The 23393-nt window shown below is 68.0% G+C and carries 25 protein-coding genes; 5 read left to right on the top strand and 20 right to left on the bottom strand.

Annotated features, from left to right (window positions below; translation table 11 throughout):
- Positions 1-84 precede the first annotated feature (84 nt).
- The 9 genes from AB0C34_RS25575 to AB0C34_RS25535 form a co-directional block, all read right to left on the bottom strand.
- Complete coding sequence (locus AB0C34_RS25575; RefSeq protein ID WP_357077900.1) at positions 85-753, bottom strand: amino acid ABC transporter permease; 669 nt, start codon at positions 751-753, stop codon at positions 85-87.
- 11 nt (positions 754-764) lie between these two features.
- Entirely contained in the window at positions 765-1517 is a 753-nt protein-coding gene (locus tag AB0C34_RS25570; protein ID WP_357077897.1) for a transporter substrate-binding domain-containing protein, read from the bottom strand.
- 178 nt (positions 1518-1695) lie between these two features.
- The gene (locus AB0C34_RS25565) at positions 1696-2298 is read right to left on the bottom strand and encodes an NINE protein (protein WP_357077894.1); all 603 of its coding nucleotides are present in this window, start codon (positions 2296-2298) and stop codon (positions 1696-1698) included.
- Positions 2299-2549: 251 nt separating this feature from the next.
- Positions 2550-3842 (bottom strand): prolipoprotein diacylglyceryl transferase, encoded by a 1293-nt coding sequence (lgt, locus tag AB0C34_RS25560; protein WP_357077891.1) that lies wholly within the window; start codon positions 3840-3842, stop codon positions 2550-2552.
- Between the two features lie 256 nt (positions 3843-4098).
- The gene (gene trpA, locus AB0C34_RS25555) at positions 4099-4899 is read right to left on the bottom strand and encodes a tryptophan synthase subunit alpha (protein ID WP_357077890.1); all 801 of its coding nucleotides are present in this window, start codon (positions 4897-4899) and stop codon (positions 4099-4101) included.
- A gap of 49 nt (positions 4900-4948) precedes the next feature.
- Positions 4949-6214 (bottom strand): tryptophan synthase subunit beta, encoded by a 1266-nt coding sequence (gene trpB / locus AB0C34_RS25550; RefSeq protein ID WP_357078004.1) that lies wholly within the window; start codon positions 6212-6214, stop codon positions 4949-4951.
- Entirely contained in the window at positions 6211-7029 is an 819-nt protein-coding gene (trpC, locus tag AB0C34_RS25545; RefSeq protein ID WP_357077887.1) for an indole-3-glycerol phosphate synthase TrpC, read from the bottom strand. Before trpC ends, trpB begins: the two co-directional genes overlap by 4 nt.
- Before the next feature lie 183 nt (positions 7030-7212).
- Entirely contained in the window at positions 7213-8028 is an 816-nt protein-coding gene (locus AB0C34_RS25540) for a TIGR02234 family membrane protein (protein WP_357077884.1), read from the bottom strand.
- Positions 8025-9584, bottom strand: a complete 1560-nt coding sequence (locus AB0C34_RS25535; protein WP_357077881.1) for an anthranilate synthase component I — start codon at positions 9582-9584, stop codon at positions 8025-8027. The genes AB0C34_RS25540 and AB0C34_RS25535 overlap by 4 nt, the downstream gene beginning before the upstream one ends.
- Positions 9585-9858: 274 nt before the next feature.
- Here AB0C34_RS25535 and AB0C34_RS25530 point away from each other — a divergent pair, with 274 nt between their 5' ends.
- From AB0C34_RS25530 to AB0C34_RS25515, 4 genes are all read left to right on the top strand, one after another.
- A complete protein-coding gene (locus AB0C34_RS25530; RefSeq protein ID WP_357077878.1) occupies positions 9859-10092 on the top strand; it encodes a hypothetical protein in 234 nt (77 codons plus the stop codon).
- Between the two features lie 171 nt (positions 10093-10263).
- Positions 10264-10719, top strand: a complete 456-nt coding sequence (locus tag AB0C34_RS25525) for a peroxiredoxin (RefSeq protein ID WP_357077875.1) — start codon at positions 10264-10266, stop codon at positions 10717-10719.
- Positions 10720-10783: 64 nt separating this feature from the next.
- Positions 10784-11362 carry a permease gene (locus tag AB0C34_RS25520; RefSeq protein ID WP_357077872.1) on the top strand — a complete coding sequence of 193 codons (579 nt, stop codon included), beginning with the start codon at positions 10784-10786 and terminating at the stop codon, positions 11360-11362.
- A gap of 145 nt (positions 11363-11507) precedes the next feature.
- The gene (locus AB0C34_RS25515; protein WP_357077869.1) at positions 11508-12023 is read left to right on the top strand and encodes a MarR family transcriptional regulator; all 516 of its coding nucleotides are present in this window, start codon (positions 11508-11510) and stop codon (positions 12021-12023) included.
- Here the strand turns inward: AB0C34_RS25515 and hisI are convergent.
- The 5 genes from hisI to AB0C34_RS25490 all read right to left on the bottom strand — a co-directional run bounded on the left by hisI (position 12018) and on the right by AB0C34_RS25490 (position 15123).
- Positions 12018-12377 (bottom strand): phosphoribosyl-AMP cyclohydrolase, encoded by a 360-nt coding sequence (hisI, locus tag AB0C34_RS25510; protein ID WP_357077866.1) that lies wholly within the window; start codon positions 12375-12377, stop codon positions 12018-12020. The genes AB0C34_RS25515 and hisI overlap by 6 nt on opposite strands.
- A 79-nt stretch (positions 12378-12456) precedes the next feature.
- Positions 12457-13230: an imidazole glycerol phosphate synthase subunit HisF gene (hisF, locus tag AB0C34_RS25505; protein ID WP_357077863.1), complete on the bottom strand. Its 774-nt coding sequence runs from the start codon at positions 13228-13230 to the stop codon at positions 12457-12459.
- Positions 13231-13234: 4 nt separating this feature from the next.
- Positions 13235-14050, bottom strand: a complete 816-nt coding sequence (locus AB0C34_RS25500) for an inositol monophosphatase (RefSeq protein ID WP_357077860.1) — start codon at positions 14048-14050, stop codon at positions 13235-13237.
- Positions 14047-14778, bottom strand: coding sequence for a bifunctional 1-(5-phosphoribosyl)-5-((5-phosphoribosylamino)methylideneamino)imidazole-4-carboxamide isomerase/phosphoribosylanthranilate isomerase PriA (gene priA / locus AB0C34_RS25495; RefSeq protein WP_357077857.1), 732 nt, complete (start codon positions 14776-14778; stop codon positions 14047-14049). The genes AB0C34_RS25500 and priA overlap by 4 nt, the downstream gene beginning before the upstream one ends.
- Before the next feature lie 63 nt (positions 14779-14841).
- Positions 14842-15123 carry a MarR family winged helix-turn-helix transcriptional regulator gene (locus AB0C34_RS25490; protein ID WP_357078001.1) on the bottom strand — a complete coding sequence of 94 codons (282 nt, stop codon included), beginning with the start codon at positions 15121-15123 and terminating at the stop codon, positions 14842-14844.
- A gap of 140 nt (positions 15124-15263) precedes the next feature.
- On the opposite strand from AB0C34_RS25490, the gene AB0C34_RS25485 reads away from it, so the two are divergent.
- Positions 15264-15725 (top strand): hypothetical protein, encoded by a 462-nt coding sequence (locus AB0C34_RS25485; RefSeq protein ID WP_357077855.1) that lies wholly within the window; start codon positions 15264-15266, stop codon positions 15723-15725.
- Positions 15726-15769: 44 nt separating this feature from the next.
- On the opposite strand, the gene hisH is transcribed toward AB0C34_RS25485, so the two are convergent.
- The 6 genes from hisH to AB0C34_RS25455 all read right to left on the bottom strand — a co-directional run bounded on the left by hisH (position 15770) and on the right by AB0C34_RS25455 (position 23352).
- Complete coding sequence (hisH, locus tag AB0C34_RS25480; protein ID WP_357077852.1) at positions 15770-16405, bottom strand: imidazole glycerol phosphate synthase subunit HisH; 636 nt, start codon at positions 16403-16405, stop codon at positions 15770-15772.
- A 67-nt stretch (positions 16406-16472) separates the two neighbouring features.
- A complete protein-coding gene (gene hisB / locus AB0C34_RS25475) occupies positions 16473-17087 on the bottom strand; it encodes an imidazoleglycerol-phosphate dehydratase HisB (protein WP_357077849.1) in 615 nt (204 codons plus the stop codon).
- A gap of 45 nt (positions 17088-17132) precedes the next feature.
- Positions 17133-18266 carry a histidinol-phosphate transaminase gene (locus tag AB0C34_RS25470; RefSeq protein WP_357077846.1) on the bottom strand — a complete coding sequence of 378 codons (1134 nt, stop codon included), beginning with the start codon at positions 18264-18266 and terminating at the stop codon, positions 17133-17135.
- Entirely contained in the window at positions 18263-19600 is a 1338-nt protein-coding gene (gene hisD, locus AB0C34_RS25465; RefSeq protein ID WP_357077843.1) for a histidinol dehydrogenase, read from the bottom strand. Before hisD ends, AB0C34_RS25470 begins: the two co-directional genes overlap by 4 nt.
- 263 nt (positions 19601-19863) lie before the next feature.
- Positions 19864-21501, bottom strand: a complete 1638-nt coding sequence (locus AB0C34_RS25460; protein WP_357077840.1) for a serine/threonine-protein kinase — start codon at positions 21499-21501, stop codon at positions 19864-19866.
- Positions 21502-21600: 99 nt separating this feature from the next.
- Positions 21601-23352, bottom strand: a complete 1752-nt coding sequence (locus tag AB0C34_RS25455) for a penicillin-binding transpeptidase domain-containing protein (protein WP_357077837.1) — start codon at positions 23350-23352, stop codon at positions 21601-21603.
- Positions 23353-23393: the final 41 nt, after the last annotated feature.

Below are 23393 nucleotides of genomic sequence, written 5' to 3'. Positions count from 1 at the left end.
CGGTGCCCGGGTCCTGCCCTGGCCTGGGTGAAACCTCGATGAAATCTATGTACCGAGCGCTGCGCAGACGCCAGCAACCGGCACTCAACGCGCGACGTGGCGCGCCAGGCGCGTTTCCAGCCGGGTCTGTCCGAATCCGAGGATCAGGCAGATCACCCAGTAGTACAGCGCCGCGACCCCGTAGAGCGCGAAGAAATCGAACGTCGGCGCCGCCGCCAACTGCGCGACCCGCAACAACTCGGTCACCAAGATGGTCGAGGCCAATGAGGTCTCTTTCACCAAAGAGATCAGCGTGTTGGACAGCGGCGGCACCGCGATCCGCGATGCCTGCGGCAGGATGATCAACCGCATCATCATCGGATACGACATGCCGAGCGCCTTGGCCGCTTCCCATTGCCCGCGCGCGACGCTGAGAATGGCGGCCCGCACCACCTCGGCGGCGTAGCCGCCGACATTGAGGCTGAACGCGATCACCGCCGCGGGGAACGGGTCGATCACAATGTGGAATTGCGGCAACGCATAGAACACGATGAACAGCTGGACCAGCAGCGGCGTGCCGCGAATGATCGAGATATAGAACCGGGCAGCCGCCGACAACGGCCACACCGGGGACATTCTGGCCAGCGCGACGAACAGCGCGATCGCCACGCCGATGGCGAAACTGATCGCCGTCAGCGGAATCGTCTTGGTGATGGTGGCCTGCAGCATCGGCCAGAGGTTGTCCCAGATGAGGTCTCTGGTGGCGGGGTGCATCTCAGTATCCGCTACTGGCTGACGTCGGTACCGAAATACTTCTCGGAGATCTTCGCCAGGGTGCCGTCGGCACGCAACTTGTCCAAAGCCATGTCCACCTCGGTGACCACCGCATCGCCCTTCCGAGCCACGAACGCCTGCCTGGTCACGGCTCCGGGCCTACCCGCGACCTGCACGCTGGTGTCGCCGGTCTTCTTCATGTATTCGGCGACGACGAGACTGTCGTTGACGGTGGCGTCGACGCGGCCGGCCTTGAGCAGCTGGATGGCCTGCACGAAGCCCTCCACGGCCTCGATCCTCGCGCCCGCTTCGGCGGAGACCGTCGTCCAGTTGCTGACGGCCACCTGCGCGCAGGTTTTGCCTTTGAGATCGGCGAGGGTGGAGATGGCGGTGTTGTCGGCGCGAGTGACGATCACGCCCGTCGAAGTGGTGTACGGCATGGACAGCGCGTACTTGGCCGCGCGCTCCTCGTTCACCGTCACCTGGTTGGCGACCAGGTCGAAACGCTTGGACTCCAGACCGGCGAAGATGGCTTCCCACGGCGTCTGCACGAACTCGACCTTCTTGCCGAGCCGGTCCCCGACCGCCTGGGCCACGTCGACGTCGTAGCCGCTGAGCTTGCCGTCGGCGCCCTGGAAGGTGAAGGGTGCATATACACCCTCGGTGCCGACCTTGAGCACGTTCGGGTCGCTACCCGCGCAAGCGGTGAGTCCGCCGGCGGCGACCACGGCGAGCATTGCGACGACGAACAGCTTGCGGCGCATAGCGATTCCTATCTTCGGTGCGTGGAACTCCACACAAAGCAAATCCGGCTCATGCTACGCCCGCATCTTTGGAGTGGACAGGGTTCTCATCGTGCGCACAGGATCATCCCACGGCTGGCACCAGGAAGGGCGGGCGCATCGCGCGCCCGCCCTCCGGTTCATCTCGCCGCCATCGTGATCAGTCGCGCAGCGGTAGCCCGTTGCTGTCGGGCACCTTGCCCACGAGGATCATGATGCCGTCGATCAGGCCCCAGATGCTGCCTAGACCACAGGTCACGATGGTGACCAACAGCTGGGCGACCCCGAGACCGTTGTAGCCGAGGTAGAAGCGGCCGACGCCGAAACCACCGAGGAAGATTTGCAGCAGACCCGCGATCAACTTCTGCTTGTCCGACAGTGGCACACCGTAGGGATCGCGGCCCCATGGCGCTTCCGGGTCGTTCGGGTTGTAGCCTTGCGGACCACCGTAGTACGGCGCCGGCGGGTAGCCACCCGGCTGCTGACCGTATGGGCCAGCGGGCTGGCCGTATTGCGGCTGGCCGTAAGGGCCGGTCGGCGGACCGTACTGCGGCTGGCCATAGGGGCTTGGCGGCGGAGTGTGCTGCGGTTGGTCGTAGGCACCCGGCGCAGGGCTGTACTGCGGCGGGCCATCAGGGCCGGACGGCGGTGTGTACTGCGGCTGGCTCGGCGTATCCTGCGGTTTGCTCAGATCCGGACCCGTACCGGGTGTGCCGTATTGTGGCCCACCTGCTCCTGGGTTCTGCTGGTAAGGGTCGGTCACTCATGTCCTCCTCATAGTGCGGGCACCCTGTTCTCGGCCCCCGGTCTTGATGAACCGCCGAATTGCTGCTCGCGACGGATCACGAGTCATTGTTGCCGGGTCGACCGGTTTGTCGCACCCGGCCGACCCGCCACGAAGGGTAATCGCGACAGATCGCAGGTTCGTTGCCACAGGCGAGATCTCGGCATCGGCGGTGCCGAGTCCACGCGTCAGCTGGTTTCCCACCGAAGTGCGGCTCGCACCGCACGAGATCAGCCGTTGCCGGTATTCGCGTTGCCGGACTCCGCATTTCCGGACTTGTCTCGGTCGGACTCGGCTTTGTCGAACTCGCTCTTGCCGGACTCGGCCGCTCCGGACTCCGCCTTGCCTGCAACGGATTCGACGGACTTCCCGGAGTCGGTGACGTCTCCGGACCGGACCGCCCCGGCCTCGGCAGGCTTGCTCGCCGTCGACGCGCCATCGGTCTGCTCACCCGACTCGGCCGTGGCAGTCCCGGCCTCGGATTCGCTCTCGTCCTCGCCCGCGGCGGCATCCACGTCCTCGTCCGCGCCGCCGGCGCCCGAAGGTGGCTGCTCCGACGGGACCTCGGCGCCGGCGACCCGCAGCGCACCGATCTGCCATGGCCACGGGCGCGGGCCCACGCTCGGCTGCAACTGCTCGGCGGTCTCCCGACCCTTTGTCGCGAAAACGAAATAGGCGATGGCGGCCAGGAACACCAACGCGGAGGTGAACGAATTGATCCGGATACCGACGATCTTGGTCGCCTCGTCGTCACGCATCAACTCGACGAAGAAGCGCCCGAAGCAGTAGCCGGCGACGTACAGCGCGAACAGACGGCCGTGCCCGATCTGGAAGCGCTTGTCCACGAACACCAGTGCCGCGACCACGAGCAGATTCCAGACCAGTTCGTAGAGGAAGGTGGGGTGCACGATCTTGTCGACTACGCCGGTCGAGACGCCGTTCATCAGGTCGAGTCGGCCGTCGGCATCGACCCTGCGGAAGATCTGCAGCCCCCACGGCAGGTCGGTTTCGCGGCCGTACAACTCCTGGTTGAAGTAGTTGCCGAGCCTGCCGATGGCCTGGGCGAGCAGGATCGGCGGCGCGACCGCATCGCCCAACGCGGGCAACGGGATTCGGTACATTCGACAGCCGATCCACGCGCCGACGCCACCGAGCAGCACCGCGCCCCAGATGCCGAGTCCACCCTGATAGATCTTCAGCGCGTCGATCGGATGCCCGGTCGCGCCGAAGTACTTCTGCCAGTCCGTGGCCACGTGGTAAAGCCGGCCGCCGACAAGGCCGAACGGCACCGCGAACATCGCGACGTCCAGGATCGCGCCAGGGTTCCCGCCGCGTTCACGCCAGCGCCGCTCGCCCCACCAGATCGCGATGATGATGCCGACGATGATGCAGAGGGCGTAGGCCCGCAACGGGAACGGCCCGAGATGCCAGACACCCTGCGAGGGGCTGGGGATGTAGGCCAGTACGGCGCCGCTTACGCTACCGTCGGCCAGGACACTGTCTGCCAGGACTCGTAAGGTCACGGGGCCACCGTAGCGGAGATCCGCAAACGCGCTGCGACCACCGCACCACGGTTGTCGAGGCAAGGCTCAGCACTACGACACCGAGCGCGCAGAGCAGGGCCGGGGCGACCGGCTGATCGCTGGTGTCGAGGGCTACCACTGACGCCACGGCGAAGAATAGGACGACGGTCGCGGCGGGAGCTTCTCATGCTGCTGCTCGAGGCACAACCGGTCATACGACGGCGGTGGCGATATGGTTCATCGCCTCCCGCGCCGACTACGGTGCGACGGTTGCCGAGCGCACGCCCTGGGCCAATTCCGCAGTGAGCGCGCGGACCGCCTCCATCCCCTCGCCCACGGCGCTCACCAGCGCCGAACCGACGATGACCCCATCCGCGTACGAAGCGATCTCGGCGGCCTGCGCCCCCGATCGCACGCCGAGCCCGACACCGATCGGGATGTCGGAGTGGGCTCGGATACGCGCGCACAGGGCGGGCGCGGCCGAGGACACCGCGTCGCGGGCACCGGTCACACCCATCGTCGAAGCCGCGTACACGAAGCCGCTGCTGGCTTCGAGCGTCTTCACCAGTCGTTCCTCCGTGGACGACGGCGCGACCAGGAAGATGCGGTCCAGATTGTGGGTGGCCGAGGCGACGAACCAGTCGTCGGCCTCCTCCGGGATCAGGTTCGGGGTGATGACTCCCGCGCCGCCCGCGGCAGCCAGATCCCGGGCGAAGCGATCCACGCCGTACTGGAGCACCGGGTTCCAGTAGCTCATCACCACGGCCTTGCCTCCGGCGCCGTTGATGGCCTCGACCACGGAAAATACGTCGCGTACCCGGACGCCACCGCGCAATGCCTGCTCGGCGGCGGCCTGGATGGTCGGGCCATCCATCACGGGGTCGGAGTAGGCGACGCCGACTTCGACGATGTCGCAACCGGATTCGACCATCGCACGCACGACCTCGATCGAGCCGGCCAGGTCAGGGAAGCCCGCGGGCAGATAGCCGATCAGCGCGGCGCGTCCGTCGGCGCGGCAGGACGCGAAGGTGTCGGCCAGACGCGACTGCTGACTCACGATTCGGCCTTGCCCGCGCTCGGCGCCGTCAGCGTGGTTCGCTTGCTCACTATGCTTCCTCCGGCTCGGTTTCTTCGAACAGCCCGAACCATCGTGCTGCTGTGTCCATGTCCTTGTCGCCTCGGCCGGACAGGTTCACTAGGATGATCGCGCCGGGGCCGAGTTCCTTGCCGAGCCGCAACGCGCCAGCCACCGCGTGCGCCGATTCGATCGCCGGGATGATGCCCTCGCTGCGGCTGAGCAACAGCAGCGCGTCCATCGCCTCGGTGTCGGTGATCGGCCGGTACTCGGCGCGGCCGATGTCCTTGAGGTAAGCGTGCTCGGGGCCCACACCCGGGTAGTCCAGGCCCGCCGAGATCGAGTGCGACTCGATGGTCTGGCCGTCCTCGTCCTGCAGCAGGTAGGAGTACGCGCCCTGGAACGCGCCCGGCGTGCCACCGGTGAAGGTGGCGGCGTGCCGACCGGTGTCGACGCCGTCACCGGCGGCCTCGTAGCCGATCAGACGGACCTGAGGGTCGTCGAGGAAGGCGTGGAAGATACCGATGGCGTTGGAACCGCCGCCGACACAGGCGGTGACCGCGTCGGGTAGCCGCCCGGTCGATGCGAGCACCTGGGCCCTGGCCTCCATGCCGACGATCCGCTGGAAATCACGCACCAGCATGGGGAACGGGTGCGGACCCGCGGCGGTGCCGAAACAGTAGTAGGTGTTGTCGGCGTTGGTCACCCAGTCACGCAATGCCTCGTTGATGGCGTCCTTGAGGGTCTGCGAGCCGGTGGTCACCGAGATCACCTCGGCACCGAGCAGCCGCATGCGCGCGACGTTCAGCGCCTGGCGTGCGGTGTCGACGGCGCCCATGTAGACGACACAGTCCAAGCCCAGCAACGCGCAGGCGGTCGCCGTGGCCACGCCGTGCTGGCCCGCACCGGTCTCGGCGATCACCCGAGTCTTACGCATTCGTTTGGCGAGCAGGGCTTGCCCGAGCACATTGTTGATCTTGTGCGAACCGGTGTGGTTCAAGTCCTCGCGCTTGAGCAGGATGCGCGCGCCACCCGCGTATTCGGCAAGGCGTCGGCACTCGAACACCGGCGAGGGACGGCCGGTGTAGTCGCGCTGCAGCCGGTCGAGTTCGTTGAGGAAGGAGTCGTCGAGGCGGGACTTCTCGTACTCGGCGGTGACCTCCTCGATCACCGCCATCAGCGCCTCGGGGACGTGCCTGCCGCCGTAGACGCCGAAGTGCCCGCCCGCATCCGGCTCATGGCCGCTGCGCTGAGCAACGCCCTCGCTCGCTCGGGGAAGGGTGGCCACAGCCTTCACCGGCCCCGCCGCGCCGGTTTCGGGCACGAAGGATGGGTGCCCGCGGTCACCAGCTCGGATACCGCCGCGCGTGGATCGCCGCTGGTCACCAAGCCCTCGCCGACGAGGACAGCGTCCGCACCCGCACCCGCGTAAGCGAGCAGGTCGGCGGTGCCGCGAATGCCGGATTCCGCGATCCGGATGACTTCGGTGGGCAGCCCGGGCGCGATGCGAGCGAACACGTCCCGGTCGACCTCGAGCGTCTTGAGGTTGCGGGCGTTCACGCCGATCACCGAGGCACCCGCCTCGAGCGCGCGATCGGCCTCCTCCTCGGTGTGCACCTCGACCAGCGCGGTCATGCCCAGCGACTCGGTGCGGTCGATCAGCGAGGACAACACATCCTGCTCCAGTGCCGCGACGATCAACAGGATGACATCCGCGCCGTGCGCACGCGCCTCGTGGATCTGGTACGGGCCGACGACGAAATCCTTGCGCAGGATCGGAATGTTCACCGTCGCGCGGACCGCGTCCAGATCATCGAGCGATCCATTGAAGCGGCGGCCTTCGGTGAGCACACTGATGATCCGGGCTCCGCCGTCCTCGTAGGCCTTGGCCAGGCTCGCCGGGTCCGGGATGTCCGCGAGATCGCCCTTGGACGGACTGGCCCGCTTGACTTCGGCGATCACGCCGATGCCGTCTTCGAGGAGCGCGGCGCGGGCGTCCAGCGGCGCGACCGCCGCCGCGGCGGCGGCCTTGACCGCCTGGAAGTCGAGAAGGGTTTCCCGAGCGGCCACATCCGCGCGGACCCCGTCGAGAATCGAGTCGAGTACCGTCATCTGGCTCGAATCCTTTCTGGGGAGACGGACTTGCTACCTGAGAATCCCCCCAGGCGCTGTCTCACCGATGCTGTCAAAGAATAAATGGACGTACCGGCCGCGTTTGCGCCGGGGTTTGTCTTGGACCACGCGGACCGACCCGGCACAAGGTAATACCCGCCACAGCCGCCGTGCGAGGACCGTTCAGCCGCCATATCGGCCGACCTCACCACGATCCGGATCGCCCGGACGCGCCGACTCCTCGGTCGGATCGGTACCCGCGTCCAGCGCGTCCCACAGCACACGCTCGGACAGCTGTGGTGACGACTCGTCGCCCACACTCGGCGCACGGCGCTGCCTGACCTGCGCGGTAGCGGCGGCGCGCCGGAACACCGGGTTGTCGTACTTGCCGGACAGCCGCGCCGCTTCGGCGGGCATGCGCGCCGACATCACGCCCGCCGCGAAGGCGGCAACCGCGCCGAGCAACGCGAGGACAGCCGGGAACGCCGACGTGGTCGCCGCACCGACCTGTGCCCTGGCCGGGAGTTCGGCGAGTTTCGCGGCCCGGGTTGCGATCGCGCCGGAGTGGGTCAGCAGCGCGAACGCCGGCACCGCGGCCACCGCGGCGACCAAGGCGATGAGTACGCCGACCGCTCGGCGTAGCCACCCCTTGCTGGCCAGCACGGCCGCGATCGAGGCAAGCAGCACCAGCGCCAACGGAGTCAACGCGCCGAACCACACGCCGCCGGTCACGTGGTCGGTGCGCGGTTGGGTGAGGCCGTCGGAGGAGGTGACCGTCACCCAGGTCATCCGAGCCGAACCCCAGAGGGCGGCAGCCGAGAGGGCGAGCAATACGACGAGACCGACCGGGTATTTACGGTGCGAGCGTGCGCCCGGGTCGACCGTTGCTGCTCGGGAATCGTCCGCCGACGACTGGACGGATGCCCGCCCGGCCTCGCCGATCGCCTCGGTCGCCCGCGCCCGAACCGGACCCGACTCGTCGGTGGATTCAGCTGTCATCGAGATCCGCCGTTCGCCGCACGGGGTTCTGCGCCGTAGGCCCGGACCGTCTCGGCCGCCGCGATCGCTTTCAACACCGCCATCGCCTTGTTCCGCGATTCGACGTCTTCGTAGTTCGGGTCCGAATCAGCGACGATGCCCGCGCCCGCCTGGACGTAGGCCGTGCCTTCCTTCAGCAGCGCGGTACGGATGGCGATCGCGGTATCCGCGTCGCCGGCGAAGTCCAGGTAGCCGACGACACCACCGTAGACACCGCGCCGAGTCGGTTCCAGCTCCTCGATCAGTTCCATCGCCCGCACCTTGGGCGCGCCGGATAGCGTGCCCGCCGGAAAGCAGGCCCGCACCGCGTCCAACGCGATCCGGCCGGGTGCCAGCTCGCCCGATACGGTCGACACCAGGTGCATCACGTGACTGTAGCGCTCGATGTGCCGATACTCGGTGACCCGCACGGTGCCCGGCCGGCATACCCGGCCCAGATCGTTGCGGCCGAGATCGACCAGCATGAGATGCTCGGCGTTTTCTTTCTCGTCCGCGAGCAACCCCTTCTCCAGCAGCAGGTCGTCCTCCTCGGTGACGCCGCGCCAGCGGGTGCCCGCGATCGGATGGGTCGTCGCGACACCGTCTTTCACCGTCACCAGCGATTCCGGGCTGGAGCCGACGATGGAGAACGCGGTGCCGCCGTCACCATCCGGGACGTGCAGCAGGTACATATACGGGCTCGGGTTCGACGCGCGCAACATCCGGTACAGGTCCACCGGCGCGCCGTCGTAGTCCATCTCGAAGCGCTGCGACAGCACCACCTGGAACGCCTCGCCCGCCTCGATCTCCTTGACCAGGCGACGCACCCCGGCGCCGAACTCCTCGGTGGTCCGTCGGCGCCGGTACTGCGGCTCGGGCTGGTCGAACACCGACACCGTGGAATCGGCCGGCGCGCCCAGCGCCGCCGTCATCCGGTCCAGCCGGGCCACCGCGTCGTCGTAGGCCTCGTCGACCCGCTCGGCGGTGCCGTTCCAGTTCACCGCGTTGGCGATCAGCGTGATGGCACCCTCGTGGTGGTCGAATGCGGCCAAGTCGGTGGCCAGCAGCAGCACCATCTCCGGTAGGTGCAGGTCGTCCACCGCCAGGTTGGGCAGACGTTCCATCCGGCGCACCGCGTCGTAGCCGAGGTATCCGACCATCCCGCCGGTCAGCGGAGGCAGTCCGGGTAGCCGCTCGGTCCGCAGCAGCTCCAGCGTCTCGCGCAACGCGAGCAGTGGATCGCCACCGGAGGGCGCGTCGACCGGGATGGCGCCGAGCCAGGCCGCCTCGCCGTCGACGACGGTCAGCGCCGACGGACTGCCCGCCCCGATGAACGACCAGCGCGACCAGGACCGTCCGTTCTCCGCGGACTCGAACAGGAAGGTTCCGGCCCGGTCGTCGGCCAGCTTGCGGTAGGTCGACAGCGGGGTTTCGGAGTCCGCCAGTACCTTTCGGGTCACCGGGACTACCCGGTGCTCCGCGGCCAGCTGATGGAACTGTTCGCGGGTCGTGGTGGTGGGGGTGGACGCGCCTGGCATGTCCTCATCATCCCAGGCCGGGTCGACACGTCGGCCGGCGGTGTCGGCGACCGCGACAGAACGGTTGGTACGCACGACAAATCAGCGAGTCGACCGACCGGTTCCTACGCGGCTGCATGATCTGTGGCCACCGTCACTACACTCGCTGCGTTCCACGTCGCACGCGGTATCCACCCCCGAGAGGAAACTACTGATGTACCCCTCGCAACCGGCAGCGCCCGGGGGCACTCGGCACGTCCCGGGTCACGGCGCTCCGCCGACCCACGCTCGGCAGATGGCACGTCCGAATCCGACCGGCCATCAGCACGGCACCGGTTCGATCAACGCCCTCGCGTCCTTCGTCACCTATGTCAAAGCACTCGAGTCCCTGGACAAGAACCGTTTTCCGGACGAGTACGCCACGTATAGCGACCGCATCAAGCAACTGAAGCCGTTCCTGCGCGCGCACGGCATCCTCGACGTGATGGCGATCAAGAACCCCGAGGTGGCCGCACTGATCGGCGCATAGCCGCCGCAGCGCTCGCGCTGCGCACCCCTCGGCTCGTGCCCTGCCACCGACGCGGGCGATCGCATCGCACGCGACAGGTCGGCGGGCACGAGCAATAGGAATCGATACGGTCCAGACCGGCGCGGCCGAGGCGAATACCGCGATGCGCACCTGCCCGGTAATGTCCCCTTCATGCAGCCAGGACAGCTCGCACCCGACTTCGAGCTTCCCGATCAATCCGGCACCACCCGCTCGCTCGACGCACTGCTCGCCGACGGCGTACTGGTTCTGTTCTTCTATCCAGCGGCCAATAGCCCCGTGTGCACGGCCGAAGCGTGCCACTTCCGCGACCTGGCCGCCGAATTCGCCGCTGTCGGCGCCACGTGCGTTGGCATCAGCACCGACAGCGTCGACACCCAGGCCGGGTTCGCCGGCAAGCAGCGGCTCGGCTACCCACTGCTCGCCGATGCCGACGGCGCGGTCGCGGCGCAGTTCGGCGTCAAACGCGGACTGCTCGGCACACTGGCGCCGGTGAAGCGGAAGACGTTCGTCATCGACACCGACCGCACGATCCGCACGATCATCAGCGGCGAGCTGCGCGCCGCCGTACACGCCGACGAAGCCCTGAAGTTCCTGCGCGCCAGGTAGGCCGTACGACTCGCCGCGTTCACGAAGTCAAGGTCGCGCCGGTCACCCGGCTTACGCTGAGTTCATGACTTCGACCGAGGTTCAGCCGGGCGGACAGAAATCCACGGTGGCCGTATGGCGCACGCGGATCATCGCTGGACTAGCAGTTCTCGCGGTCCTCGTCATCGCCTATTTCATCCTGTCCGCCTTCATCCCGCGCTGGTGGGCGCAGCGGATCGCCCAGATGGTGGGCGGCAGCTTCGCCAAGGGCATCGGTTTGGGGCTGACCTACGGCGTGTTGTGTACCGCCGTACCGCTTTTCCTCCTGCTGTTCGCCGTGCTGGTCTGGCGCCGCAGAGCGGGCAGATTCTTGGCGGGCGCCGCCGCTGTCATCGCGATCCTTGTCGCGATCCCCAACCTGATGACCTTGACCATCGTGCTGGGCAACGGCAATGCCGCCCACGCCGGCGAGCGGATCCTGGACGTCGACGCGCCCGCGTTCCGGGGCGCCTGCCTGGTCGGCGCGATCGCGGCGATACTGGCCTTCGCCGCGGTCGCCGCCCTGATGATGCTGCGCAGGTGGCGGCGCACGCACCCGAAGAAGTCAGCCGATCAGCCGGGTCCCGCGACAAGCCCCACCTCGATCCACCCCGACGGCCTGTGAACGAACTCACGTCCCTCGCCATCTTTATGACGACCCGAGCGAAGACATGGCAAACTCGATGATGCGAGTGACTGTGAACATACTTTTCAATAATCACTAGGCTTCCCACTACCGACGCGTCACTTGGCTTGAAAGAAGGCACACAGTGACGAAGTGGCTCGACCCCGTCGAACAGCGAGCTTGGCGCGCAATCGTCGCGCTGATCACCCGCCTACCCGGAGCTCTGGACACCCAGCTGCAGCGCGATTCCGGAGTGACGCACTTCGAGTACTGGGTGCTGACCCTGCTGTCCGAAGAACCGGGACACCGGCTGCAGATGAGTGATCTCGCACACAAGGCAAACGCATCGCTATCGCGGCTGTCCCATGTGGTGTCCAAGCTGGAACGCATGGGCTGGGCGCAACGGTCGGCGACCGCCGGTCGACGCGGCGTCCAGGCCGTGCTCACCGACAGCGGCTACCGGAAAGTGGTCGAGGCCGCGCCGGGATACCTGAACACGGTTCGACAGTTCGTGTTCGACGGCGTGGACGACGGACAAAAGGCCCAGTTGGCCGAGCTCGGCGAACGGCTGGCAGAGCACCTCACCGACGCATTGAGCCGATCCGAATCCGGCGAGTTCGCCGCGTCGACGCCAGCCGACGACCACACACCCGGCTCATAGGCCCGTTCCGGGCTGGGCGGCGAGCAGCACATCCGCGTCGAAGCACGTGTGCGTGCCGGTGTGGCAGGCAGCGCCCTGCTGATCGACGACGAGCAGGATCGTGTCGCCATCACAGTCGAGCCGCACTTCGTGCACATGCTGAGTGTGACCGGAGGTCTCGCCTTTGACCCAGTACTGCCGGCGCGAGCGCGAATAGTAGGTCGCCTTGCGCGTTCGCAGCGTCCGTGCCAGCGCTTCGTCGTCCATCCACGCGACCATCAGGACGTCACCGGTGGCGCGTTCCTGCGCGACGGCGGACACCAACCCGGCATCGTTGCGTTTCAGGCGGGACGCGATGGCGGGGTCGAGACTCATGAGACCGTTATAACAGGCACGCGACGCAGCACCCACGCAGAGTCTCGCTCAGATCGTGTCAGACCGCTGAAACTCGCCGCTACCGCACCACAATCTGCTCCGCCCGCATCGACTCCTTGACCTGACCGATGGTCAGGTCGCCGAAATGGAACACGCTGGCAGCGAGCACCGCATCGGCGCCGGCGTGCACGGCCGGAGCGAAGTCCTCGACCGCGCCCGCTCCCCCGCTGGCGATCACCGGCACCGTGACCACCGCCCGTACCGCACTGATCATCAGCAGGTCGAAACCAGCTTTGGTGCCATCCGCGTCCATCGAGTTGAGCAGGATCTCGCCGACGCCGAGTTCGGCGCCGCGCACTGCCCATTCGACCGCATCGATCCCGGTGCCGCGCTTGCCGCCGTGCGTGGTCACCTCCCAGCCGGAGGGAGTCTTCGGCTGACCGGTCGGCACGGTACGCGCGTCCACCGACAGCACGATGCACTGGGAGCCGAATCGCTCGGACATTTCGCGCAATACCTCGGGTCGCGCGATCGCGGCGGTGTTCACCGACACCTTGTCGGCGCCTGCGCGCAGCAACCGGTCCACGTCGTCGACGGTCCGCACACCGCCGCCGACGGTGAGCGGAATGAATATCTGTTCCGCGGTGCGGGTCACCACGTCGATCATGGTGCCGCGGTCGCCGGTGGAGGCGGTGACGTCGAGGAAGGTCAGCTCGTCGGCGCCCTGCGCGTCGTAGCGAGCTGCCAGCTCGACGGGATCACCCGCGTCACGCAGGTTGTCGAACTGCACGCCCTTGACCACCCGGCCCGCGTCGACGTCCAGACACGGAATCACACGTACCGCCAACGTCATTGCCTCACCCTTCCTCCGTGGTCGTCGGGTCGGCGACCGTGCAGATCATGTCGAGCAGTTCTTCGTGCACTCCGGGCGCCGCCGCGAGCACCGACCCGGAGGTGATGGTCCACGGCGCGCCCGCCAGGTCGGTGACCACGCCGCCCGCGGCGCGCACCAACGCGACACCGGCCGCGTTGTCCCACGGATGGTGCCCGAAGACGATCGCACCGCCGAGCACGCCGGAGGCGGTGAACGCCAGATCGATACCGGTGGAGCCGTGCATGCGCACTCGCGAGGACAACCTGCTCAGCGGACCGAGCAGATCGAAGCGGAACTGCCCGGGGATGCGACCGTGCGAATCCACGTTGAAGGCACCGAAACCGATCATCGCCTCGGCTAGCTTGCCGCGGGGCAGCGGTGGCTGTGCCACGCCGTTCACCAGCACCGGGCCACCGGCGATGGCGGCGTAGCGGCGCCCGAGCAGCGGCAGCCAGGTCAGGCCGAGCACCGGCTCGCCGTCGCGTACCAGCGCGAGCAACATGCCCGAGAGCGGATGTCCCGACGAGTAGTTGAACGTGCCGTCGATCGGGTCGAGCACCCAGGCGGTGCCCGAGCCGAGTTGCGGACCGCCGAACTCCTCGCCGTGCACCTCGATCCCGGTGCGTCGCTCCAGTTCACCGGATACGGTCCGCTCCAGCTCCAGGTCGAACTCGGTAGCGAAGTCGTTGCGCCCCTTGACGACCGCGCTCGGCGCGCCGACCCCCTCGACGAATCGCGGGCTCACCGATTCCAAGATCTCGCTCGCCACGGCGAGCAGTGTCGACAGATCGCGGCTCATCTCACCGCGGCCAGCGCCTCGGGCAGTGTGAACCTGCCCGCGTAGAGCGCCTTGCCGACGATCGAGCCCTCGACACCCTCCGGCACCAACCCGGCGATCGCGACCAAGTCGTCGATGGTGGAGACGCCGCCGGAGGCGATCACGGGGGCGTCGGTGACCGCGCAGACCTCGCGCAGCAAGTCCAAATTGGGACCGGTGAGCGTGCCGTCCTTGGTCACGTCGGTGACGACGTAGCGCGAGCAGCCGTCCCGCTCGAGCCGTTCGAGCACCTCCCACAGGTCGCCGCCGTCACTGACCCAGCCACGACCGCGCAAGCGGTGTTCGCCGTCGACCACACGGACATCCAGGCCGACGGCGATGCGCTCACCGTGGCGTGCGATCGCCGTGGCGCACCAGACCGGGTCCTCCAGCGCGGCGGTGCCGAGGTTCACCCGGGCACAGCCGGTGGCCAGTGCCGCCGCCAGGCTCGCGTCGTCGCGGATACCGCCGGAGAGTTCCACTTTGACGTCGAGCTCGCCCACGACGTCGGCGAGCAGTTCCCGATTCGAGCCGCGCCCGAAGGCCGCGTCCAGATCGACCAGATGCACCCATTCGGCGCCTGCTTCCTGCCAGGCCAGCGCCGCCTCGCGGGGCGAGCCGTAGCTGGTTTCGCTACCGGCCTCCCCTTGCACGAGGCGCACGGCCTCTCCATTGGCAACATCGACAGCCGGTAGCAGCACAAGACTCACGAGAGCAGCCTAGTGGTTGGCCACCCGCGTTCGAGCCTCGGGCTTCCGCTGATGGGACCTCGATCACGGGTGTGGCAGTGCGCTGCTGTGGGTGTCGATGATGCGGGTCAGCAATGTGACCAGCGTGCGGCGATCCGCGCTGGAGAATCCGGCCAGCAACTCGTCCTGGGCATCAGCCAGATGCGCGTCCAGATCGTCGAGATGGCGGGTGCCCGCGGCAGTGAGCGCGACGATGTTGCGGCGGCGGTCGACCGGGTCGGGGCTGCGCTCGACGAAACCACGGTGGGCGAGGTCGTTCACCGCGGCGACGATATCGCTGCGGTCGATGTGGGTGCGCCTGCCCAGCTCGGCCTGACAGTCCTATTCGTCGCCGGCCGATGGATGCCGCATCGCGGATGCACGACCGCAGCGGGTGGCCCGGCCGGTAATGTCTCGGCTCGGCGATCACCCCCGGTCGCCATCTCCACCTCGCATTGAGGATGTGCATGTCACGGTCGACTTTCTTTGCCACACTGATGATTTCGGCAGCAACCTGCGCCGCAGCGCTCGCCACCGCACCGACTGCCGTCGCGGCTCCGCCCGAGGAGGCGCGCCTGGCCGGATGCGAATTCGGCACCGCAGCAGCGACATACGACTACGCGCGGTTCGATGACCACGCACGTAGAATGCTCGAGCTGAGCACCGGCGACTTCCGGGCCGAGTTCCAGAACTTCCGGACCAATATCCAAACAAGCGCCGAGGCCGCACACGCGCATGCCGAGGCGAACTCGGCGGACTGCCGCATCGTGTCCGGCGACGACAACCGGGCCGAAGTGACCGTCGACGTGGTGCGGACGGTGACGAGCGACGAAACCGAAGGTCTGCCCGAGACGGGCCGCGTATCGATGACCGTCACCGTGGACAACGTGGACGGACGCTGGCTGGTCAGCAAGGTGCAGTCGCACTGAGGTCGCCGGGATCCCGCGCGCCGGACGCGCGCGGGATCACCGGGCTACAGCGATCGCACCCAGTTGCGCAGCAGGTGGGCGCCGGCATCGCCGGACTTCTCCGGGTGGAACTGAGTCGCCGACAGCGCTCCGTTCTCCACCGCCGCGAGGAACGGCACACCGTGCTCGGCCCAGGTCAGCTTCGGCGCAGCGAAATGCTCACTGCGCGGTAGTTCCCACGTCTGGGCCGCGTAGGAGTGCACGAAGTAGAAACGGGTGTCGATATCCAGGCCCGCGAACAGGACGCTGTCGGCCGGGGCCGCGACGGTATTCCAGCCCATATGCGGCAGCACCGGGGCGGACAGGCGCTCGACGGTGCCCGGCCATTCGGCACACCCGTCGGTTTCCACACCGAACTCGACGCCGCGCTCGAAGAGGATCTGCATGCCGACGCAGATACCGAGCACGGGACGACCACCGGCCAGTCGTCGGCCGATCATGCGCTCGCCCCGTACCGCCCGCAGCCCTGCCATGCAGGCGGCGAAGGCGCCGACGCCGGGCACGACCAGACCGTCGGCAGCCAGCGCGACCTCCGGGTCGGCCGTCACCTCGACCCGTGCGCCCGCACGGGCCAGCGCCCGCTCGGCCGAGTGCAGATTGCCGGAGCCGTAGTCGAGCAAGGCGACGGATTTCGGACTCATCCCCGCACCTCTCCGACGCTGCGCGCAGACCCGACCGCACCGGTGGCCGCGTCGATGGTTCGCTCGTTCACAGCGTTCCCTTCGTCGACGGAACTCCGCTGACCCGCGCGTCGAGTTCCACCGCGGCGCGCAATGCCCGTGCGACCGCCTTGAATTCGGCCTCGGTGACATGGTGCTGGTCGCGGCCGTAGAGCACGCGCACATGCAGGGCGATGCGCGCGTTCAGTGCGATCGACTCGAACACATGCCGGTTCAACACGGTGGAATATGGTGCGCCGGGTCCGGACCCCGGGATCACGGCATGCAGCAGATGCTCCGGCTCGCCGATGTGCACGCAGTACGGGCGACCGGACAGATCGACCGCGGCGTGCGCCAGCGTCTCATCCATCGGGATGTACGCGTCACCGAACCGGCGGATGCCCGCCTTGTCGCCGAGTGCCTGCCCCAGCGCCTGGCCGAATACGATCGCGGTGTCCTCCACCGTGTGGTGCGCCTCGATCTCGATGTCGCCCTCGGCGCGCACGGTCAGGTCGAAGCCGGCGTGCACGCCGAGCGCCGTCAGCATGTGGTCGTAGAACGGGACGCCGGTGGAGATCTCGGTCCGGCCGGTGCCGTCCAGATCCAGCTCGACGACGATGCCGGATTCCTTGGTGACCCGCTCCACCCGTGCGGTCCTAGTCATGCTCACTCCCAATCACGTTGTCGCCGAAGGCGTACTGGAGCCGGGTCATCGGGGCGCGAGGTCGGTGCCGACCAACGCGCCGCTGACCTTCAGCAGTTCATCGTTCTCGGCGGCCAGGCCGATGGTGGTCCGCAGGTAGCCGGGGATACCGACGTCACGGATCAGCACGCCGTGGTCCAGATACCGCTGCCAGGTGCGGCCCGCGTCGGCGAAGCGGCCGAACAGCAGGAAGTTGGCGGTGCTGGGAATCACGTCGAACCCCATGTTCCGCAACGCCGCCGCGACCCGGTCGCGCTGCGCGGCCAGTTCGGCGACGCTGCCGAGGGTCTCCTCGGCGTGTCGCAAGGCCGCGCGCGCGGCGGCCTGGGTGACGACCGACAGATGGTAGGGCAGCCGCACCAGCAGCATCGCGTCGATAACCGCGGGCGCGGCGACCAGGTAGCCGAGGCGCCCGCCCGCGAAGGCGAACGCCTTGCTCATCGTTCTGGTCACAACGAGCTTGGTCGGGAACCGGTCGATCAGCCCGATGGCACTCGGTTCCGCCGAGAACTCGCCGTACGCCTCGTCGACCACCACGATGCCGGGTGCGGCGGCGAGGACGCGGGCCAAGTCCCCCTGCGGAATGCTGTGCCCGGTGGGATTGTTCGGGCTGGTGACGAACACCACGTCCGGGGAACGTTCGGCGATCACGGCCAGCGCGTAGTCGATATCGAGGGAGAAGTCGTCGTTGCGCAGGGCTTCGATCCACTCGGTGTCGATGCTCGTCGAGATGATCGGGTGCATCGAGTACGAGGGCACGAAACCCAGTGCACTGCGGCCGGTTCCCCCGAACGCCTGGAGTAGCTGCTGCAGGATCTCGTTGGATCCGTTTGCCGCCCAGACGTTGTCGGCGGCCACCGCGACGCCGGTCTGTCCGGTCAGATACTCGGCCAGGTCCGAACGCAGACCCACCGCGTCCCGGTCCGGGTAGCGGTGCAGATCGGCGGCCGCGACGCGGATCGACTCGGCCACGTCGTCGATCAGCGCCGCGCTCGGCGGGTGCGGGTTCTCATTCGTGTTGAGCTGCACGGGGACAGTCAATTGTGGTGCGCCATAAGGCTTCTTGCCGCGCAGACTCTCCCGCAGCGGTAAATCGTCCAGGCTCACGTTCGCGCCGGGTGCGCTCACCGCACGGGTCATGACAACGCCTCGAAACGCGCCCGTACGGCCTGACCATGCGCGGGCAGGTCCTCGGCGTTCGCCAGCGTGACCACGTGACCGGCGACATCCTTCAATGCCGCCTCGGTGTATTCCACCACGTGAATGCCGCGCAGGAAGGTTTGCACGCTCAGGCCCGACGAGTGGCGTGCGCAGCCTGCCGTGGGCAGGACGTGATTGGAGCCCGCACAGTAGTCGCCGAGGCTGACCGGCGCGTACGCGCCGACGAACACCGCCCCCGCACTGCGGACGCGGGCGGCGACGGCGGACGCGTCGGAGGTCTGGATCTCCAGGTGCTCGGCGGCGTACGCGTTCACGACGCGCAGACCCTGGTCGATGTCGTCGACGAGGACCGTCCCGGACTGCTTGCCATGCAGCGCCTCACTCACCCGGTGCGCGTGCTTGACCACGGTGAGCTGGGCATTGAGCGCTGCGTCCACCGCGTCGGCCAACTGCGCGCTGTCGGTGACCAGGACGCTGGCGGCCAGCACGTCGTGCTCGGCTTGGCTGATCAGATCGGCGGCGACGTGCGCCGGGTCCGCGGTGGCGTCGGCGAGAATCGCGATTTCGGTCGGGCCCGCCTCGGCGTCGATACCGACCAGGCCGCGGCACAGCCGCTTGGCCGCGGTGACGAAGATGTTGCCGGGTCCGGTGATCAGGTCGACCGGTTCCAACGTGGCGCCATCGGTGTCGAGGCCGCCATAGGACAGCAGCGCGACAGCTTGGGCGCCGCCCACCGCCCACACCTCCTCGACGCCGAGCAGTTGCGCCGCGGCGAGAACGGTGGGGTGCGGCAGTCCGCCGAACTGCGCCTGCGGCGGCGAGGCCACCACCAATGAGCCGACGCCCGCGGTTTGCGCGGGCACCACGTTCATCACGACGCTGGACGGGTAGACGGCATTGCCGCCGGGCACATACAGGCCGACCCGCTCGACGGGCAGCCACCGTTCGGTGACGATCCCGCCCGGCACCACCTGCGTAGTCTTGTCGGGGCGCCGCTGATCAGCGTGCACCGTGCGTGCCCTGGCGATGGACTCCTCCAGTGCCGCGCGAACCGCGGGGTCCAGCTGGTCCAGCGCTGTCGCCAACTCGGCGGCGGGCACCCGCACAGTCGCGGGGATCACGCCGTCGAAGCGTTCGCTGAACTCCAATGCCGCGGACACGCCTCGATCGCGGATCGCCTCGACCACCGGCCGCACCTGATGCAGCACCGAGTCGACATCGACTCCCCCGCGCGGCAGCGCGGCGCGCAGCTCGGCAACAGAGGGAGTGCGACCGCGCAGATCGACGCGGGCGAGCTCGATGCGGGTTGTCATGTGGATTCGATCCTTGTCTCCAGAAGATCCGCAACAGGAAAGTTGCCGCTACCAGCCTAATGGACGCTGCCGGACCCGGTCCTTTCACCGCCGGCGCCGACCGAGCGCAGGTGAGCCGGCTGACGTCAGACGTTATCGGACGAATTTATGCTCCGACGTCGCGCAGAGTGTGCGGTACGGCTCACAGCGGGCTATCGGCCATCGCGGTGACCGTGTTCGGATACGCGCCCGGTCACGCACGCAGTGTCGCTTCGGAACTCGTGTCAACGGGTGTCGCTGTCGATCAGCGGAGACCCGCTGCCGGGGTTGATCAACCGAAGCGTCACCGACTTGTTCTGGTTCGCCGAAGTCACGCTGGCCACGTTGATGTCCACCGAACCGTCCGCGTTGCCCGTGGGCCCACTGGAGGCATCGACGGTGTTGAAGCCCGTGACCTGATTCTGCGTCCAGTAGTCCTGGAAGGCTTGCTGGCTGCCATAGACCTGCTGTGCCGCCGGGGTCAGCTGTTTCCATGCGGAGACGAGTCTCAGATAGGTGAGGTTGTTGTAGAAGTCCACCACTTGATCAATGGACTGGCGCTGGTCGGCCTGGCCCACGCTCTTTGTCTCCCCCGCCGAGGGGACCGATGACGGCGTGTTGCCGCCAGGGTGCGCCGATGCGGTCACCGACGAGGAACCACCCTGGGATGCATTGCTGCTCGAGCCGGAGGAACTCATCATGTCCACCACGATGACCCCACCCACCGCGACCGCGCCGACCAGCACACCGATCAGCACCCCACGCCGCATACCGCTCGACCGGTGCTCGGGCACCGGGCGCGGATGTGCCATGGTGCGCGGATGCGTCTCGGTGTCGGACTGGGCGACGGGTCTGGCCGGTGCGGGACGCGGACGCGGACGCTGCTGTCGCTCGGTCGGGTTATACGCCGCTGAGGCCATCGCCGATGGTCGCAGGGCGCGCGTCGCCGATTCGGGTTCACCCGCCCTCGGCCGGGCGAAGGCTTCGCTGGCCGGTACGAACCCGGCGGCCACCGGTGCCGGGCCGGCATCGGCGAACGCGGCGAGCTGCTCACGCGCCACCCGCATGCTCGGGCGCTCGGACGGCTCGGGACTCAGGAGGTCGAGCAGGAAATCCGTTGCGGGACCGGCATTGCGCGGCTCGCTCAACTGACCGTTGGCGGCGGCGTAGAGCACGGCGAGCGGATTGGACCCTGCGCCGTAGGGCGGTTCGCCCTCGAGCGCGTGGAACAGCGTGGCGCCCAGCGCGAACACATCGGACGCGGGGCTGGGATCGGAACCACGGGCCATCTCCGGGGCGAGATAGGCGGCGGTGCCGCAGATCAGTCCGGTCTCGGTGAGCGTGACGTCGCCGGTCGCGCGGGAGATGCCGAAGTCGGTGATCTTCACGGTGCCGTGGTCGTCGAGCAGAATGTTGCCCGGCTTCACGTCGCGGTGCACGATGCCGGCCTGGTGCGCGACGATCAGCGCCGAGGCGACCTGCTCGCCGATGCGCGCCACCTGAGTCAACGACAGGGTGCCCTGCGCCGCGATCACCGCCGCGAGGCTCTTGGACTTCAAGTACTCCATCACCAGGCACGGGTCGCCTTCGTGCTCGGTGATGTCGAACACGACGATCGCGTTCGGATGCTGGAAGCGGGCGGCGTTGCGTGCCTCCCGGATCGCGCGCTGGCGCACCACGTCCCGCTCGGCCTCCGGCAGGCTCGGCTGGATATGGATCTGCTTGACGGCAACGGAGCGTTGGAGGCGTTCGTCGACGGCACGCCAAACCACGCCCGTGCCGCCGCTACCAATCCGCTCGACCAGGCGGTAATGCTCCGCGATCAACTGACCGGTATCGATGGCGCCTACTCCGAACCTTCTCGAAATCGTGACATCCCGCATATTGATTACTCACGCGGTCCGGGAATGAGTGTAGCGGGCTCTGGAATACCGCACGCGCCAGCCGGGCTTGTTCCGCGCACGAATCCGCCCAGAACGGACCTATCGCGCGGCCCGCAGCATCTGGCCCGCCGCGTCCACCGCGGGACCCGAACCGCTCGCATCGCTGACGAACACGGCAAATGCCAGGTCACCGTCGATGCCGACGAACCAGCCGTGCGCGTGGGTGTCATCGATGTATTCCGCGGTTCCGGTTTTGCCGAGCAGACCGGGAATATCGCTCAACTGTGTGGCGGTGCCGCCCGTAATCGTCTCGCGCATCATGGATTTCAGCCGATCGGCGACGGTGGGCGGGAGCACGGCCGGAGTCCGGTCCGGGGTACCGGGCTGACCGGTGACGAGGGTGGGCGCTGGCACCGCACCATGGGCGATGGCCGCGGCGACCAACGCCATCCCGAACGGAGATGCTGTCACCTGCCCTTGACCGATCGCGGATTCCACCCGCAGGGCGGACGTGTCGGCGGGCGGAACCTTCCCAGTGACGGTGGTCAGGCCCGGTGTGACGTAGTCGATCCCGAGCCCGAGCTGCGCCGCCGCTTTCGTCAGCGCGTCGGCGGGCAGTCGCACCGCGAGCGCGCCCATCGTGGTGTTGCAGGAGCGGGCGAAGGCGGTATGCAGGGGCACCTCGCCCAGATCGAAATTGTTGTCGTTGGGAATACGGCGGCCCTCGATATTCGCGGTCCCCGGACAAGGCAGCACGGTATCGGGGGTGACCGTGTCCGCCTGTAGTGCGGCCGAAACGGTGACCGTTTTGAAGGTCGATCCCGGCGGGTACAGGCCGGTCAGCGCGATTGGGCCCTGCGCGTCGGCGGCAGTGTTCTGCGCCACCGCGACCACGCCACCGGTGGACGGCCGCAGGGCAACGATCGCGGCGGGCTGGGCGATCGGCGCGAGCGCGGCCTCCGCCGCGCGTTGCAGGCCGACGTCGAGGGTGGTCGCGATGTCGGCTGTCGGCGTGGGATCGATACCCGCGACGCGCTGAGTGCCTTCCGGCGTCTGGGCCCGCACCGCCCAGCCCGCGTTCGCCTCGGCGGACTTCTGCCATAGTTCGGCCAGCCCGGACAGGGTCGGCGAGGTGAGCGCCTTGTCCGTGACCAGCAGCCGGGTCTGCGCGGCGAGAGTGACGCCGGGTACCGCGGCGAGCCGGTCCCGGATCGGCGCGATGTCGGTGTCGCGCAGGGTGATCGCGGTGATCGGCTGCCCCTGCGCGGCAGCCAACTCCGCTTGCACCGATCGCGCGGTGATGTCCGGGGCGAGCGGGCCGAGCAACTTCACCACCGCGACAAGGTCCGCATCGGGTGCGACGTTCACCAGTGTGACGACCTGCTCGGTCATCAACTCACCACCGCCGGAATCGAGAACACGGGCCGGTTTCGGATAATTCGGGCTGTAGCTCAACGCCCCCGTGGCCAGCCCGGGGGCGACGGTGGCGGGATCCCATTTCACCTTCCACCCCGCGCTGGTGTCGCTGGCGGCGCCGTGGGTGGTGTAGGCCCACTCCGACCAGCCGTTGGTACCCAATTTCCAGGTCGCGGCCAGTGCGAAACCGTGCTCGTCGACCGAACTCACCTCGAAACGCACAGCCTTGCCGAGCCCGTCGTAGAGCTTGCCGAGCGTCTCGGCAGCCATGGGCGGATTGTCGGTGAGCTGGGCGGCCGCGGCGATATCGTCGCGGTTCAACGCGTCGACGAACTCCCCGGCCACGGTGTCCGGCTGCTCCGGTCGGGACGAGCAGGCGGCCAGGACGAGCGTTGGTGCGGCGAACAGGACGAGGTACTTCCGGTAGGTACGCACACCGTCGACCCTATCCGGCCGCGACGACCGACCCGGTTAGG

Origin of the sequence: Nocardia sp. NPDC049220, from assembly GCF_040647855.1 — a bacterium.
Classification (GTDB): Bacteria; Actinomycetota; Actinomycetes; order Mycobacteriales; family Mycobacteriaceae; genus Nocardia.
Note: the sequence above shows the minus strand (reverse complement) of the source record. Positions and strands in the feature narration are given on the sequence as shown.

Excerpts from the sequence above, each read along its gene's own strand:
- AB0C34_RS25575 (WP_357077900.1), bottom strand. The coding sequence starts at position 753 with ATGCACCCCGCCACCAGAGACCTCATCTGGGACAACCTCTGGCCGATG.
- AB0C34_RS25570 (WP_357077897.1), bottom strand. The coding sequence starts at position 1,517 with ATGCGCCGCAAGCTGTTCGTCGTCGCAATGCTCGCCGTGGTCGCCGCC.
- trpC (WP_357077887.1), bottom strand. The coding sequence starts at position 7,029 with ATGACGGTACTCGACTCGATTCTCGACGGGGTCCGCGCGGATGTGGCC.
- AB0C34_RS25540 (WP_357077884.1), bottom strand. The coding sequence starts at position 8,028 with ATGACAGCTGAATCCACCGACGAGTCGGGTCCGGTTCGGGCGCGGGCG.
- AB0C34_RS25535 (WP_357077881.1), bottom strand. The coding sequence starts at position 9,584 with ATGCCAGGCGCGTCCACCCCCACCACCACGACCCGCGAACAGTTCCAT.
- AB0C34_RS25530 (WP_357077878.1), top strand. The coding sequence starts at position 9,859 with ATGGCACGTCCGAATCCGACCGGCCATCAGCACGGCACCGGTTCGATC.
- AB0C34_RS25525 (WP_357077875.1), top strand. The coding sequence starts at position 10,264 with ATGCAGCCAGGACAGCTCGCACCCGACTTCGAGCTTCCCGATCAATCC.
- AB0C34_RS25520 (WP_357077872.1), top strand. The coding sequence starts at position 10,784 with ATGACTTCGACCGAGGTTCAGCCGGGCGGACAGAAATCCACGGTGGCC.
- hisI (WP_357077866.1), bottom strand. The coding sequence starts at position 12,377 with ATGAGTCTCGACCCCGCCATCGCGTCCCGCCTGAAACGCAACGATGCC.
- hisF (WP_357077863.1), bottom strand. The coding sequence starts at position 13,230 with ATGACGTTGGCGGTACGTGTGATTCCGTGTCTGGACGTCGACGCGGGC.
- AB0C34_RS25500 (WP_357077860.1), bottom strand. The coding sequence starts at position 14,050 with ATGAGCCGCGATCTGTCGACACTGCTCGCCGTGGCGAGCGAGATCTTG.
- AB0C34_RS25485 (WP_357077855.1), top strand. The coding sequence starts at position 15,264 with ATGTCACGGTCGACTTTCTTTGCCACACTGATGATTTCGGCAGCAACC.
- hisH (WP_357077852.1), bottom strand. The coding sequence starts at position 16,405 with ATGAGTCCGAAATCCGTCGCCTTGCTCGACTACGGCTCCGGCAATCTG.
- hisB (WP_357077849.1), bottom strand. The coding sequence starts at position 17,087 with ATGACTAGGACCGCACGGGTGGAGCGGGTCACCAAGGAATCCGGCATC.
- AB0C34_RS25470 (WP_357077846.1), bottom strand. The coding sequence starts at position 18,266 with ATGACCCGTGCGGTGAGCGCACCCGGCGCGAACGTGAGCCTGGACGAT.
- hisD (WP_357077843.1), bottom strand. The coding sequence starts at position 19,600 with ATGACAACCCGCATCGAGCTCGCCCGCGTCGATCTGCGCGGTCGCACT.
- AB0C34_RS25460 (WP_357077840.1), bottom strand. The coding sequence starts at position 21,501 with ATGCGGGATGTCACGATTTCGAGAAGGTTCGGAGTAGGCGCCATCGAT.